We start from the raw sequence: 14,674 nt of genomic DNA on the forward strand, positions 1-14,674 counted from the left end.
CGGATGCTCCGCCGTGCGCAACAAGGGCGAGGCCGTGTGCCAGAACCGAGCGACCATCGGTCGGGAGGATGTCGAGGGGCGCGTGCTCGGCGGGCTGAAGGACAGGCTGCTGCATCCCGACCTGATCGCCGTCTTCGTCGAGGAATACCGCCGCGCCTGGAACGCGGCGCAGGCCGGTGCCGGTGCTGCGCGCGACAAGCTGCAGCGCGATCTCGGTCAGGTCGAGAAGAAGATCGCTGGCATCCTCGCGGCGATCGAGGACGGGATGTATCATCCGTCGATGAAGGCGAAGATGGCAGACCTGGAGACTGCAAGGGCGCGGCTCACCTCCGAGCTTGCGACCAATCCCGAGCCCCCTGCCCTGCGGCTGCACCCGAGCCTGACGGAACTCTATCGCAAGAGGATCGCGGATCTGGCGGCGGCACTTTCGGACCCGTCCGTGAAGCTGGAGGCAACAGAGGCCCTGCGCGGGCTGGTTTCCGAGGTTCGGATGATCCCCGACGCGACGGCACAGGACGGCCATCGCATTGAACTTGCCGGTGAACTTGCGAACATCATGGCTTTGGGGGGAGCGGACATGACAAAGCCCCCGCGATTGGCGAGGGCTGGGTCGGAAACGATGGTTGCGGGGACAGGATATCAGAATTACTTGTCTTTGCATCAAGCAGGCAGTTCATGAAATCTCAGCGCTTCATGCGGATTGCGTAAAGAAGACACTTTGTGCTCCACATGCAGTGAAGCTCGCGGCCGAGGCCCTCCCAAACCTGTTCAACGCTCCCGTTCCCAGGCACTATTGTCAGGCGGAAAATCACGCTCCGGAGCGATGCCCGATAGATTTGACGTGCGCCCGCCTGTCTTCTGGGTTTCCCTCCCTCTCCCTACCTCCGTCCCATCGTCCTTCCATCGGCTGCAAAGCGGTGCAGCTCCTCGGCTCTCGGGGCGACGCGGACGGGATCGCCCTTGCGCAGGGCCACCTTGCCATCCGCTCTCATCGTGAGCGTCCCTGCCGCTTCGGTCTCGATCCGCAGGAAGGTGTCGGAGCCGAGATGTTCGGACAGGGTCACCCTCCCCTCCCAACCGCCGGTCTCGATGAGGTCCAGATGCTCGGGCCGGATGCCGATGACGGCGGCTCCTTCACGCGCCGCCTCCGCGCCATCGACGATGTTCATCTTCGGACTGCCGATGAAACCGGCGACGAACAGGTTGTCGGGACGCTCGTAGAGCTCCAAAGGCGAGCCGATCTGCTCGATCCGGCCGGCGTTCAGCACCACGATCTTGTCTGCCATGGTCATGGCCTCCACCTGATCGTGGGTGACGTAGATCATCGTGTTGCCGAGTTTGTCGTGCAGCTCGGTGATCTCCTGCCGCATGGTCACGCGGAGCGCTGCGTCGAGGTTCGACAGCGGCTCGTCGAAGAGGAAGGCCGCGGGTTCTCGCACGATGGCGCGGCCGATGGCGACACGCTGGCGCTGGCCGCCCGAAAGCTGGCTCGGCTTGCGGTCGAGATAGCCCGAGAGGTTCAGCACCTCGGCGGCGCGGGCGATCTTTTCCTTTGCCGTGGCGTCGGGCACCTTCGCCATCCGCAAGGGGAAGGCGATGTTCTCGGCCACAGTCATGTGGGGATAGAGCGCGTAGGACTGGAAGACCATCGCCAGCCCCCGCTCGCCCGGCGCCGCCGCCGTAACATCGCGCCCGTTGATGACGATCCGGCCCGCGCTGGTGTCCTCCAACCCGGCGATCAGCCGCAGGAGGGTCGACTTTCCGCAGCCCGACGGCCCGACGAAGACGACGAACTCGCCATCCGCGATCTCGAGATCGAGCGGCGGAATGACCTCGGTGGCCCCGAAACGCTTGGCCACGCCGTTGAGTGAAATGCTGCCCATCGGCACTGCATCCTTTCGATGATTGGGGTCAGAGACCGGCGATCTCGCGACGGAAGCCTTGGGTCTTGCGGTCGCTCTCGATGCGCCAGCGCAGGATGTCCATGATCAGCTCCTGCCGCCGCGCAGCGCAGGCGGGGTCGTCCCAGCGGTTGCTCCGCTCCTCCGGATCGGCGGCCAGATCGAAGAGCTGGCCCTCGGCGCTGTCTACGAAATGCACGAGCTTCCAGTCGCCCTTGCGGATCATCGTCATATAGTTCGTGCCCTGCAGGATCGCGTCGTTGGTGTGCTCGGCAAATACCCGGTCCCGCTCGCCGTCTTCGGCCGCCAGCCCCATCAACGGGTTGAGCGAGCGCGCCTCCATCCAGGCGGGCGGCGCGATCCCGGCCCATTCCAGGATGGTCGGCCCGAAGTCGAACAGCGCCACCAGATCCTCGACGCTGCGCCCCCCCGGGATGCCCGCGCCCCAGACCAGCGCCGGGACATGCACCGTCTGTTCGAACATGTTCCACTTCTGCGAATGGCCATGATCGTTCAGGCAGTCGCCGTGATCCGAGGTGAAGACGATGATCGTCTCGTCCAGCACGCCGCGCGCCTTCAGCGCCTCGATGATGCGCCCGACCTGCGTGTCGATCATCGAGACATTGGCATAGTAATGCGCACGCTGGCGGCGCAGCTGCTCGGCCGTCGGATTCTCGAGATGCACGATCGCGTCGTGATCCTCGCCCTGATGATGCCGCCGCAGCTCGCGCATCGCGGCGGGCTGCTCGGCGTCGAGATCGTAGTCGTTGATCGGCATCGGCAGGTCGTCACGACCCTCGTAGCGGTCGAGGTAGTCCTGCGTCGGGTCGTAGGGCGGGTGCGGCCCCGGGATGCCGATCTGCAGGAAGAAGGGGTCCTGCCCCTTATAGCGCTCCAGCCAAAGGCAGGCGAGCGAGGGGACGAAGACGTCGGGATGCAGATCCTCCGGCGCTTCCCAGACGAAGGCGCCGAGCCGGTCGTCGTAATCTGGCCGCTCGCGGTAGCTCACGCGCGAGGGCTTGCGCAGGCCGCGGGTCCAGAAGGCCTTGTCCCAGGTGTCGAGGTAGAAGGGCAGGTTCGGGTGGTCGCGATCCTTGTTCTCCACAACATGCCGCTCGTGAAAGCCAAAGGGCCCCTCGACCGGCATCGTGTGCATCTTGCCCACATTCACGCAACGATACCCGGCCTCTGCCAGCAGCTTTACCCAGGACCACACCCAAGGCTCGTCGTTGCGAAAGACGCCGTTGGTATGCGGATAGGTGCCCGAGAACAGCGAGGCCCGCGAGGGGCTGCAGGAGGGCGAGGTGACATACATGTTGCGGAAAGAGGTTCCGCCCTCGACGAGGCTGTCGAGCACCGGCGTCTCCATATGCGGGAAGCCGAGCGCCCGGATCGTGTCGAGCCGCTGCTGGTCGGTGAGGATGAAGACGATATTGGGACGTTTCTGGTCGGTCATGGTTTCTTGCTTCAAGGTTCAGCCCTTCACCGCGCCGCCGAGCGACTGCACGATATACTTGTTTGCGACGATGATGATCGGGACGATCGGCAGGGTCAGCGCAAGCGCGGCGACGGCGATCGCGCCCCAGTCGACGCTGGCATAGGAGACGAAGTTCATCACGGCGACCGGCGCGGTGGTGGTGTCGGCGCGAGTGATGACCAGCGCGAAGAAAAAGTCGTTCCATGCCAGAAGGAAGCTCAGCACACCCGCCGCCACCAGCCCGGGCCGTGCCGCGGGGATCACGATCAGCCGCAGCGTCTGGCCCAGCGTGGCGCCATCCATCAGCCCCGCCTCGACCAGCTCGTCGGGGATCTGGTTGAACGAGGTCCACATCGACCAGACCACGAAGGGCAGGGTCAGCGAGGTATAGGCGAAGATCAGGCCGAGGTAGCTGTCGATCAGCCCCGCCTGAACATAGATCAGGAACAGCGGGATCACGAAGCCCACCGGCGGCGCCATGCGCAGGAGCAGCAGCAGCCACGAGGCGAAGAACTTGTTCGAGGCGCGGCGCTTGGACAGCGCGAAGGCGCCCGGCACGCCGAGCAGCAGCGCGATCAGCGTCGAGCTTCCGGCGGTGATGAAGCTGTTCAACAGCGCGCTGGGAAAGTTCGACCGGGCGATCGAGCGGTAGTTGTCGAAGGTCAGCGCTCCGGGCGAGTCCCAGATCGGCTCGAAGAGATGGGTCGTCGGCCGGAAGGAAAGGAGCACCGTCCAGAGGATCGGCAGAAGCGCGAATCCGAGGAGCAGCAGCATCACGAGGATGCCGAAGCCGCGCTTGAGACCATGGGCGAAGGAGGTGTCACGCATCGGCAAGCCTCGCATTGGCGCGGGCGACGTAGAAGCTGATCACCCCGGCGAAGACGAAGAGGAAGACCGCGATTGCAGCGCCGTAAGCCACATTGGAGTTCTGGAAGGTCTGGACATAGGCGTAGTAGTTCGTCGCCTGCGTCGCTCGCCCCGGCCCGCCGCTGGTCATCACGAAGATCAGTGGGAAATGCTTCAACGTCTCGATGAAGCGGAACAGCGCCACCATCAGCAGCGTCGGATAGAGCAGCGGCAGCGTGATCAGGAAGAAAGCGCGGATCTTGCTGGCCCCGTCCAGAGCCGCCGCCTCGTCGAGATCGGGCGAGATGCCCTGCAGCGCCGCCAGCACGATCAGCATGACGAAGGGATAGGCGGCCCAGGTATCGGCGATGACGATGGCGGCGATGGCGCCGGTCTGGCTGGTCAGCAGCGCCGGAACCTTGATGCCGAACTCGGCGAAGAAGGCCGTAACCGGCGACAGCGTCGGCGTGAACAGCGACAGCCAGATCAGCGCGACGGCGATATGCGGCACCGCGAAGGGGATGACGAAGATGCCCCTGGCGAAGCGCCAGGATTTCACGATGCGATCGAGCCCGACGGCGATGGCGGTGCCGATCACCACCTGCGCGATCACGCCGAAGACGCTGAGCGCGGCCATGATGTAGACCGAGGAGACGAAGCGCCGGTCGCCGATCAGCCGCTGGAAATTGTCGATCCCGACCTTCCCGCTCCACCCGCGGATCAGGTGATAGTCGGTGAAGGAGAGGGCAAACATGCCCAGAAGCGGGGCAATCGCGAAAATGCCTACCGCGAGGGATGCCGGGATCAGCATCCTGCGGTAGCCGCGATCCATCGCCGCGGAGGCGCGGGCAGGTGTCATGGAAGGTCCCGTCTGTTCGGTGGGGGGGAAGGGTGGCCGGGCGCGTTGCCCGGCCGAGGCTGCCTCACTGGCCGGTGATGTAGCCGACTTCCTCATTGGCGGTGGCCAGCGCCTCTTCGGGCGAGATCAGCCCGTTCAGCGCGGCGTTCACGTTCTCGCCGATCACCGCGCCGATCTCCGGCCAGGTCGGCAGCAGCGGGCGGTAGTCGCTGCGCGCCGCCTGCAGGGCCGCGACACGCAGATCGAGGAAATTCTCCTGGATGGCGGCGTATTTCTCCTGCACCGCCGGGTCCTGTCCGACCGAGGCGCGGGTGAAATCGGGATAGGCCTCGTTCAGCGCGAGCTTGGTCTGCGTCTCCTTCGAGGTCGCCCACGCGATGAACTGAGCCGCGGCATCGGCATTGGCCGTGCCTGCCGCGACGCCAAGACCATGCACGGCCAGCGCCGGCGAACGGCCCTGCGGGCCCTCGGGCGGCAGCGCCAGCACGATATTGTCGGCAACCTGGCTCTTGGTCGGATCGACGGTCTGGCTGACGATCGAGGTGCCATCCACCGTCATCGCCGCCCCGCCCGACTGCATCGCCGCCACCACCTCGGGGAAATTGAAGCTGCCCACCCCGTCGGGACCGTAGTCGTTGAGCAACGAGGTGTAGACCTTCAGCGCCTCGAGGTTCTGAGCGCTGTCGAGCGCGGGCGTCAGATCCTCGGGATAGTTGGCGAAGAACTCGCCGCCATAGGCGCGCATGATCATCGGGAAGACGAACATGTTGAAGCCCTGCCCCGGCGCCGCCCGCATCACCGCCCCGGCGGTGTCGGGGCTGTCGACGGCCTTGGCCACGGCCAGCATCTCTTCCCAAGTCTTCGGCGGCTCCACACCCGCCGCATCCAGCAGATCCTTGCGATAAGCCAGAAGCCCGGTTTCGGCAAAGAACGGCACGCCCCAGTCGGAATCGCCGACCCGGAAGGATTCCAGCGTCGAGGGGATGATGTCATCCCGGTCGGGCAGCGCGGCGACCACTTCGGTCAGCGGCGCAAGCCAGCCCGCCTCGACCCAGCGCTGCACCTGGATGCCCGGAGTATGCACCACATCCACATCCGCGGCCCCGCCCGCGAAGGACAGGGTGATGCGGCTTTCGAAGACGTCCTGACCCACGACCTCGATATTGGCCTTAATGCCAGTCTCGGCCTCAAAATCGCCGGCCAGCTTCTGCAGGCCCAGCGTCGAGGGCATGGAGAACAGCAGCACGTTCACCTCCTGCTCCTGCGCCGAGGCGGCGAAGGGCATCGCGGCGGCGCCCGACATCAGAGCAGCCAGAAGCAGGCTGCGACGGTTGATGGCAATCATGGTTTTTCCTCCCTGAAAATCCCGTTGCGCAGCTATCGCGCGCTGTCAGCGCACCAGCTGCATCCTCGGCGAGGCGCCGATCGCCTCGCCATGTTGTTCGCGCACCAGCACGGCTTCGAGCCGGATGCGCTCTTCCTCCAGCGCGGCCTCGAAGGCCCGCTCACGCTCGGCAGCGCCGACCGGCAGCGGGTCGGCCAACGACAGAAGGTGCAGGAACCGGCCCGACGGATCGCGCACGACGGTGACGAAGCGGCGGATGCCGAAGTGGTTGCCCTCGGCGTCGCAGGCGAAGTCCGCATCGCGCGTCGCCTCCACTGCGGCCTGCACCGCATCCGCCTCGAGCCAGGCGATCTCGCGCCGCCCGGCCTTCTTCGAGGTGTCGAAGAAGCCGCCGATGTAGAACCCGTCGCGCAGCCGCTCCGGCGGCAGCGTCGACAGGTAGAGCCGCGACAGCGCGTCGAATTCGAACAGGCTGCGCCGGAAACCCTCTCGCGCCCAGATCGTCACCTCGGGATCGGGATGGGCGGCGCGCGAATGCCACAGAAGCTCGTGCCCGGTCACCACGATCACCTCGACCGCCACCCCCAGCCGCGCCCGCAGGGAGCCGAGCGTGGCGTCGAGCTCCTCGAGATAGGCCTCCGACATCGGCACGATCCGCTCGAGGCTGAAGTTCTTGATCAGGTATTTCTCCGAAGTGCGGAACAGATAGCCGCGGTCCGACAGGATGCGCACGATCCGGCTCAGCGTCGCCGAGGACATCCCCAGATCCCGCGCGATCGTCACCTGCTTCACCGGCCCGGGGCTGGCGTTCATCAGGTATTCGAGCACGTCTATGATGCGGTCCGTAGGCGCGCCGGTCATTGCGAATCTTCCATATTTGAAATATATAAATATCACATATGAAATTCTTGAGCAACAATCTTGGCTCGCGCAGCAACAGGAGCGTGGTTGGGTAGTGTGGTTGAAGATCGGATCGAGGCTGCTGCGGCGCCTCCGGCAGCTGCGCAGGGGGCTGGTCTCGCAGGCCGGATACCGGCCGGAGCTGCGCTACATGCGGGGGCGGAAACCGCGTGCGGCCAAGCGCGGGCGCGAGGAGTGAAGAGCGGCTGCTGCATGCCACGCGGCGAGACCGCGACCGCCCTGCCCCCGGCGGAACCGGCGCGGAGCGACAGCCCCGCCTTGGCGCTGGTCGCCATCCCCGGCGGCATTGCCCAGGTCGGCACCGACCGACCGATGATCCCCGCCGACGGCGAGGGACCGATGCGCGCCGTGCTGCTGTCGCCCTTCCATATCGCCGCCACCGCGGTCAGCAATGCGGACTTCGCGCGCTTCGTCGCGGCGACCGGCTACCGGACGACGGCGGAGCGGCAGGGGGCAGGCTTCGTCTTCCATGCCCACGTCGCCGCGCCGGACGCTGCACACACACCCGCCAGCCCTTCCTGGTGGCGCAGGGTCGAGGGCGCATGCTGGAACCGACCGTTCGGCCCTGACTCCTCCCTGTCCGGTCGCGAGGATCATCCCGTCGTCCAGGTGTCCCGGCACGACGCCGAAGCCTTTTGCCGCTGGTCCGGAACGCGGCTGCCCGCCGAGGCCGAATGGGAACACGCGGCGCGCGGCGGCCTTCTCGACCAGACCTATCCCTGGGGCGACCGCGCCCCGGACGACGCGTTCCTGCCTTGCAACATCTGGCAGGGCGACTTCCCCCGCCGTGACGAGGGCCGCGACGGCTGGACCGGAACGTCCCCCGTGGTGTCCTTTGCAGCCAATGGCTACGGGCTCTACCAGATGAGCGGAAATGTCTGGGAATGGACGGCCTGCCTTGCGGAGACCTGGGCCAGATCGGGCGACCCCATCCTGAAGGGCGGTTCGCATCTCTGCCATGCGAGCTATTGCCACCGCTATCGAATCGCAGCGCGGATGAGCAACTCGCCCGCGACCACGACAAGCCATATCGGCTTCCGCGTCGCGGGATAGAAGGCTGCGTCCCGCCGGCGAATGACGATAAATCCATCCGCCCGTAACGATCTCGGCGATGCGCGAATCGTTCCGCGACTGCGGATCTCATCACCAGGACCCCTGCCCAAGTCGAGGCCGCGCGACCCTGCGCGAGGGTCAGGCGCAACACCTGTTTCACCCGGTGCCGCAGGTCTACAGGCCCGACGCGCGGATCAGGTCGTCGAGCCGTGCCGCCTGTTTCGACGAGCGCGCGCTGTGGATCGACTACGCCGACCGGGGCGGCTCCCGCACCACGCGGACGGTCCTGCCCTTGGCGGTGATTCAAACCAAACGCTGCCTGAGCTTCTCGCCTGATGCCGCCTGCGCGAGAATTTCTGTATGTTCCGAGGCGACAGGATCGCCGCCGCCCGAGACGGCGGCCGAAGCTTCCGCCCACGACGGGCTGCAAAGCTGCGCGACCCCTTGGCCCGCCGGCGGGCCGCGAAAGCGTAACTTTGGGATGATCAGTGCCAGCGGGCTCGCCGCAGCCGGTTGGCCTCGCCCCCGGGCGCCTGACAGATACGTTCCGGGACGCCCCGCTCTGCCGATATGGGCGAGCATGCTGTCGACCAGATCCTTGCGGAATGGTCGGCCCTGCCCGCCGAACTCGCAGATTCCCGCAAGCCGGATGACTTTCCCATCGGCGTGATGGCGAAGCGGAAGTCGATCGGCAGCACCGGCCTGTCGAGGTGACGCCCGGATCGTTCAGCATGACGTGATAGCCGCCGACCGCCTGATGCGGCACCGCCTCGCCCATCGCCTTCGAAGACGGCCGATCCGGTGCCGCAGGCGATCGGAACGCTGTCGCCCGCGGTCTCGCCGTCGGCGGTGACGACGCCCGTGACGCGCTTGCCCCGCGTCTCGCGCAGTGCGTCGTTTCGGGCGAGAGCACCAGCGGTGACGGTTGTCCACGGCTTCGCGTTCTTGCGGGGCGGGCTGACGGCGTGGGCGCCGTGCGGGTGTCATAGGCGCCGTCAGCGGTGACCCTGCCGACCCTCCTCGCCCGCCGGGATCTGGCCGAGCAGGTCGCGCAGGATGGGAGCATCGCCGATGTGGCTCCGTCGGCGGCGCGGATCTCCAGCGCTTCCCGTCGATCCCAAGGTGGATCTTGCGCCATACCGTCCGTTTGGACCACCATGCTTGCGGGCCAGCCACTCACCTTCGCCCTCGACCTCGATCCCGGCGCTGTCGAAGGTGCAGCGGCCCCTTGGAGCCGCGGCAGGGGATGTTCACCGCCAGGGTCTTCTGGCAGCAGGACAACGTGTTGAAGTCACGCGCCGATCAGTCAAGGCCAACCAGCCGCATCAGGCGCTCGACGAACCCGGTCGTCTGCCTGAGCGGCGGGATGGGATTCCGCCTTGCTGGAGGGGCCGGACTATACCTCCTCCTCCTTGAATGCCTCTTCGCGGGTCGACCGGAAAGACGGCAGCATCATCAGCGCAAGAAGCACGACAGTTGCGAGCAGCAAGGTCAGACTGATAGGACGTTCGACGAAGATCGACGGATCACCTTGGGTGATCAGCAGGGTGCGACGCAGGTTGGCCTCCAGCAGCGGACCGAGGACGAAGCCAAGCAGCAAGGGTCCAGGCTCGCATTTTGCCTTGCGGAAGATGTAGCCCAGAAGCCCGAAGCCGGCCGCCAGCACCACATCGAAGATCCGGTTGTTCATGCTGTAGACACCAATGCAGCAGAACAGAAGGATCGCGGGATACAGCAGGCGATAGGGCACTGTCAGCAGCTTCACCCAGATCCCGATCAGGGGCAGGTTGATGACGACCAGCAGCAGGTTGCCGATCCACATCGAAGCCACGAGGCCCCAGAAGATTTCGGGCTGCGTCGTCAGGATTGTCGGTCCAGGCGTGATGCCGTGGATCATGAAGGCGCTCAGCATCATCGCCATCATGTTATTGGACGGAATGCCAAGGGTCAGAAGAGGAATGAAGGATGATTGCGCGGCGGCGTTGTTCGCCGCTTCCGGTGCAGCGACCCCCTCCACCACGCCCGTGCCAAATTTTTCCGGGTGCCGCGAAAGCTTCTTCTCCATGGAGTAGGCGCTGAACGAGGCAAGCGTCGCGCCGCCACCGGGCAACAGCCCAAGCAAGGTGCCGAGCCCTGTTCCGCGCAACACTGCGCCCCAAGAGTTGCGAAAGTCCTCGCGCGTCGGCCAGAGCCGGGTCAATGGAGCCAGTTTTACGCCTTCTGACCCGGTCCGCTCCAGATTGCCGATGATCTCCGCAAACCCGAACAGGCCGATCGCGATCACGATGAAGTCGATGCCGTCGAAAAGCTCGATGGCACCAAAGGTGAACCGGTCATCCCCGGTCGCCCGGTCGGTGCCCACCATTCCCAGCAAGAGCCCGATCAGGATCATGCCGATCGCCTTCAGAACCGGACCGCTGGCCAGGATGGTCGCCGCCAGAAGACCGAAGACCATCAGCGAGACATACTCCGCGGGGCCGAAGCTCAGAGCGAAATTCGACAGGGTCGGCCCGGCTATGGCAATGGCGAGCGTCGCCACGGTCCCTGCAAAGAACGACCCCAACGCCGCAACCGCCAATGCGGCGCCTGCGCGGCCCTGCTGGGCCATCTTGTAGCCATCGAGGGTTGTGACGACGGCAGAGGCTTCGCCAGGCAGGTTCACCAGGATCGCGGTGGTGGATCCGCCGTATTGCGCGCCGTAGTAGATGCCGGCCAGCATGATGATGCCGGCGAGCGGCGGCAGGAAGAACGTGATCGGCAACAGGACCGCGATGGTGGCCGTCGGGCCGATCCCGGGCAGCACACCAATCAGGGTCCCCAGCAAGGCCCCCAGGAGGCAGAAGCCGAGGTTGGTGGGCGTCATGGCTTCGGAAAAGCCCAGCATCAGCAGATCTATGAAAGTCATCCGTTCCTCCCCGGGATCGTGACGGGCATCAGAATGCCCAGAGCGGCACTTGCACGCCCAGCCCGTATACAAAGACAACAGCGCCGAACGCGGCGAGGCCGAGCGCCAGCGCGAGTGTCTGGCGCCACTTGCCTCCCGGATCGGCCAGCGATCCCACGACGACCAGCCACAGGGCGGCCAGCACGAAGCCCAGTTGGGTGACGGCAAGGCCGAACCCGATGATGGCGACGAGGATGACCAGCACCGGCCTAGCCTTCGCCGGCTCGATCGGGGCGGCGGGGCGGCGGAGGGCGGGCAAGCCGACGGCCAGCCCTACCAGGATCAGCAACACGCAGACCACGCGGGGAAGGAACCCGGGTCCCATCTGGGCAAGCGTTCCCGCCTCCAGATCGCGGGCCATGACCAGCCCGAGCGCGCCGAGCCCGATGAAGATCAGCGCCGTCAGCAGGTCGGGCCGGTCACCGCGCAGCGGCTTGCTCGGGCCGGGCATCAGTTCCCAGCCTCAACGAGCTTGAAGATCTCTTCAAAGCGGGCAAGCCGGACCGGCATTTCGGCCGTCCACTCGTCGCCGGACAGATAGGACAGCGGCAGATCCTGCTGCTTGGCGACCTCGAGGAATTCGGGGTTGGCCAGGGCCTTCTCGACCGAGGCCGACAGCCTCACCCGGATATCTTCGGGCACGTCGCAGCGTGCCGCCAGGCCGCGTTCGGAGGACATGATCACATCGAAGCCCTGCTCCATCGCCGTCGGAAGATCCGGCGCAAGCGTGGAGCGCTTTTCTGCAAACTGCGCCAGAACGTGGAACGAGTTGGGATCACTCGACACCGCTTCACCGACATTCAGGCCGATCACCTGCACGTGGCCACCGAGTAGCGCGGTCTTGGCTTCGTTGGCGCCTTCGAACGGCACGGCGGTCAGGTCGATACCGGTCGCCTTTTCAAGCTGAAGCAGCGCCATGTGCTCATCGGTGCCGACACCCGTCGTTGCGACCGAAACCGCGCCGGGCGCTTCCTTGGCCTTGGCGACAAGGTCTTCCAGGGTCTTGATGCCCGATCCGGCCTGCACGACGAAGGTGCCCGGATCCTCGACGATGCGGGCAATGGGGCACAGGGCCGCGGGATTGTATTTCAGTTTGCGCTGCAACTGCATCGTCAGAAAGCCCGGCGTGTTGAGCGACGAGAGTGTGTAGCCATCCGCCTCCGCTTGTGACAGCCCGGTATAGGCGATCTCCCCCGAGGCGCCGGGCTTATTCATCACCGCGATCGTGGCGCCGAGATCGGCCTCAAGGAACGGGACGAGCGCGCGAAGCATGATGTCGGTGCCACCACCGGGCGCGAAGGCCACGATCATTTCCACGGGGTTGTCGGCAGGCCAGTCAGCCAGTGCGGCGCCGGTCGTGGTTGCCGACAGGGCCGCGGCCAGCGCAACGGATCTTGCAAGTGTCATTGGTCTCTCCTCCTCTGCCGCCCGGCACCATGCCTTGGCGGCTCCTCCGTTCAAAGTCCTTCCGGGTTCTCGCAGCCCAGTCGGCGCAGGGTCTCGTCAACCCAGGACCTGTCATTGGTGCCGGCCTCGATGGCGGCCATCTGTGCGGTCTCCGCCGCTTGCTTCGCCTGGGTCTTTCTCAAGATGTCTTCTGCCCCGGCAAGAGGAACCGCGAGCACCCCGTCCGCATCACCGATGACGACATCCCCCGGTTCTATGACCATTCCGGCAAGGCTGATGGCGACGTTGATCTCTCCGGGGCCGTCCTTGTAGGGGCCGCGATGCGTAACGCCCGCCGCAAAGATCGGAAGGTTCACCTTCCTGATCGCGTCCAGGTCGCGGATCGCGCCGTTCAGGACGAAGCCGGCGACACCCCGCTTGACGGCGTAGGCCAGCATCAACTCTCCCATCAGCGAGTTGGTCAGATCGCCGCCCGCATCGCAGACGATGACGTCCCCGGGCTGGGCCATGTCTATGGCCTTGTGCAGCATCAGGTTGTCTCCCGGACGGCAGCGCACGGTCAGCGCAACGCCCGCCATTCCGCCCGAAGCATGCATGGGCCGAAGCGACGGACCGGCAGCCGTGACCCTGTGCATCGCATCGGAGACATTGGCGACCGGCAGCTTGGCGAATGCCTGCACGAGCTCGAGCGACGCGACTGAGGTTCGCTTGCAGATCCGGAATCCGATGGCCATGCTCATTCTCCTGCCTTGGCAACTTGCGCGCTGGCAGTTGCCAGCAGAGCGCGATTGGCGATCCGCTCAGGCGCGACAGTTTCACCCCCAAGCACTTGAATGATACCGCGGACGGCCTCGACGCCGACCCGGGCGCCGGCCTCGCGCGTGACCCCGCCGATATGCGGCGTCAGAACGATGTTCGGCTCGGCAAAGAACGGATGGTCCGCCACCGGCGGCTCGATCGCGAAGGTGTCAAGCCCTGCCCCGGCGAGATGGCCCGACCGGATCGCCGCGACCAGCGCGGTCTCGTCTATCAGCCCGCCCCGCGCCGTATTGATCACGAAGCTGCCAGTCGGCATCCGCCCGATCGCATCGGCATCCAGGATTGCCCGGGTCTGATCAGTCAGCGGGCAGTGCAGGCTGAGGATGTCGGACTGCGAGAGCAAAGCAGCAAAGCTGTCGCACCGGGCGACGCCGAGCTCATCGAAAGCGGCTTGGGACGCGTAGGGATCGTAGCCACAAAGCTCAAGGTTCAGACCCTTCGCCATCCGACCGGTCGCTCGCGCGATGGCGCCCATTCCCATCAGGCCCATCCGCAAGCCAGCCAGCTCACGGCCAAGGAAGCCCGGCTTTTCCCAGCGGCCGGCGCGCAAGCCAGCATCAAGCGGCAGCACCCGCTTCACCGTCACGAGCAGCAAGGCAATGGCGTGTTCCGCAACCGAGATCGCATTGGCCCCTGTAGCCACCAGAACAGGAATGCCGCGTGCCGCTGCAGCCGCAAGGTCGATGTTATCCACCCCGACGCCATGCTTGGAGATCACCCGCAGAGCAGGCGCCGCGTCGAGAACGGAGCCGTCGATGCGGCCCATGCGCGAGATGATGCCTTGCGCCCCGGTCCGCGCAAGCAGATCGGCGATGACGGCGCTGTCTGCGTAGGGGGGCGTGTGAACCGTCTCGAAACCGTGCGCCGTCACCAGCTTCTCGGCGCTCGGATCAAGATCCGGCCCGGTGACAACAATATATCTGCGCATGCGTCATCTCCGTCCCCGACCGCGAATGGCGGGCGACATTAGCTTTTGTGAACTTGGTTGGCCCGCGGCAGCCTCCCAGCGGACGCGGATACTCCTCGCCAACGGGAGTATTGGAAAGCGTTGCTTCACAAAAGCGAATTAATCTGGTTATCATCTTAAGCAAAACTGGACGAT

General features: G+C 65.6%; 12 protein-coding genes and 2 pseudogenes. 2 read left to right on the forward strand and 12 right to left on the reverse strand.

What is annotated here, in order from left to right; translation table 11 throughout:
- A pseudogene (locus AC3A5Z_RS23055) lies at nt 1–679 on the forward strand (recombinase family protein); the annotation flags it as partial.
- Between the two features lie 199 nt (nt 680–878).
- On the opposite strand, the gene AC3A5Z_RS23060 reads toward AC3A5Z_RS23055, so the two are convergent.
- The 6 genes from AC3A5Z_RS23060 to AC3A5Z_RS23085 form a co-directional block, all read right to left on the reverse strand.
- Nucleotides 879–1,883, reverse strand: coding sequence for an ABC transporter ATP-binding protein (locus AC3A5Z_RS23060; RefSeq protein ID WP_487521616.1), 1,005 nt, complete (start codon nt 1,881–1,883; stop codon nt 879–881).
- A 28-nt stretch (nt 1,884–1,911) separates the two neighbouring features.
- A complete protein-coding gene (locus AC3A5Z_RS23065; RefSeq protein WP_487521617.1) occupies nt 1,912–3,357 on the reverse strand; it encodes a sulfatase family protein in 1,446 nt (481 codons plus the stop codon).
- A gap of 18 nt (nt 3,358–3,375) precedes the next feature.
- On the reverse strand, nt 3,376–4,206 hold the full coding sequence (locus tag AC3A5Z_RS23070; RefSeq protein ID WP_487521618.1) for a carbohydrate ABC transporter permease: 831 nt from the start codon (nt 4,204–4,206) through the stop codon (nt 3,376–3,378).
- Complete coding sequence (locus tag AC3A5Z_RS23075) at nt 4,199–5,083, reverse strand: carbohydrate ABC transporter permease (RefSeq protein WP_248633013.1); 885 nt, start codon at nt 5,081–5,083, stop codon at nt 4,199–4,201. The genes AC3A5Z_RS23070 and AC3A5Z_RS23075 overlap by 8 nt, the downstream gene beginning before the upstream one ends.
- A gap of 64 nt (nt 5,084–5,147) precedes the next feature.
- Entirely contained in the window at nt 5,148–6,428 is a 1,281-nt protein-coding gene (locus tag AC3A5Z_RS23080; RefSeq protein ID WP_487521619.1) for an ABC transporter substrate-binding protein, read from the reverse strand.
- Nucleotides 6,429–6,473: 45 nt separating this feature from the next.
- Nucleotides 6,474–7,289 (reverse strand): helix-turn-helix domain-containing protein, encoded by an 816-nt coding sequence (locus AC3A5Z_RS23085; RefSeq protein WP_487521620.1) that lies wholly within the window; start codon nt 7,287–7,289, stop codon nt 6,474–6,476.
- A gap of 252 nt (nt 7,290–7,541) precedes the next feature.
- On the opposite strand from AC3A5Z_RS23085, the gene AC3A5Z_RS23090 reads away from it, so the two are divergent.
- Nucleotides 7,542–8,402 carry a formylglycine-generating enzyme family protein gene (locus AC3A5Z_RS23090; protein WP_487521621.1) on the forward strand — a complete coding sequence of 287 codons (861 nt, stop codon included), beginning with the start codon at nt 7,542–7,544 and terminating at the stop codon, nt 8,400–8,402.
- Between the two features lie 875 nt (nt 8,403–9,277).
- On the opposite strand, the pseudogene AC3A5Z_RS23095 reads toward AC3A5Z_RS23090, so the two are convergent.
- From AC3A5Z_RS23095 to AC3A5Z_RS23120, 6 genes and pseudogenes are all read right to left on the reverse strand, one after another.
- Nucleotides 9,278–9,761: pseudogene (locus tag AC3A5Z_RS23095) on the reverse strand (transposase); the annotation flags it as partial.
- A gap of 37 nt (nt 9,762–9,798) precedes the next feature.
- On the reverse strand, nt 9,799–11,307 hold the full coding sequence (locus tag AC3A5Z_RS23100) for a tripartite tricarboxylate transporter permease (protein WP_487521622.1): 1,509 nt from the start codon (nt 11,305–11,307) through the stop codon (nt 9,799–9,801).
- 28 nt (nt 11,308–11,335) lie between these two features.
- Nucleotides 11,336–11,797 (reverse strand): tripartite tricarboxylate transporter TctB family protein, encoded by a 462-nt coding sequence (locus tag AC3A5Z_RS23105; RefSeq protein WP_487521623.1) that lies wholly within the window; start codon nt 11,795–11,797, stop codon nt 11,336–11,338.
- Nucleotides 11,797–12,753, reverse strand: a complete 957-nt coding sequence (locus AC3A5Z_RS23110) for a tripartite tricarboxylate transporter substrate binding protein (RefSeq protein ID WP_487521624.1) — start codon at nt 12,751–12,753, stop codon at nt 11,797–11,799. The genes AC3A5Z_RS23105 and AC3A5Z_RS23110 overlap by 1 nt, the downstream gene beginning before the upstream one ends.
- A gap of 50 nt (nt 12,754–12,803) precedes the next feature.
- Nucleotides 12,804–13,493, reverse strand: coding sequence for an RraA family protein (locus tag AC3A5Z_RS23115; protein ID WP_487521625.1), 690 nt, complete (start codon nt 13,491–13,493; stop codon nt 12,804–12,806).
- Nucleotides 13,490–14,500, reverse strand: coding sequence for a hydroxyacid dehydrogenase (locus tag AC3A5Z_RS23120; protein ID WP_487521626.1), 1,011 nt, complete (start codon nt 14,498–14,500; stop codon nt 13,490–13,492). Before AC3A5Z_RS23120 ends, AC3A5Z_RS23115 begins: the two co-directional genes overlap by 4 nt.
- Nucleotides 14,501–14,674 lie beyond the last annotated feature (174 nt).

The sequence above is a fragment of the Cereibacter sp. Soil_C_27 genome (assembly GCF_057657095.1).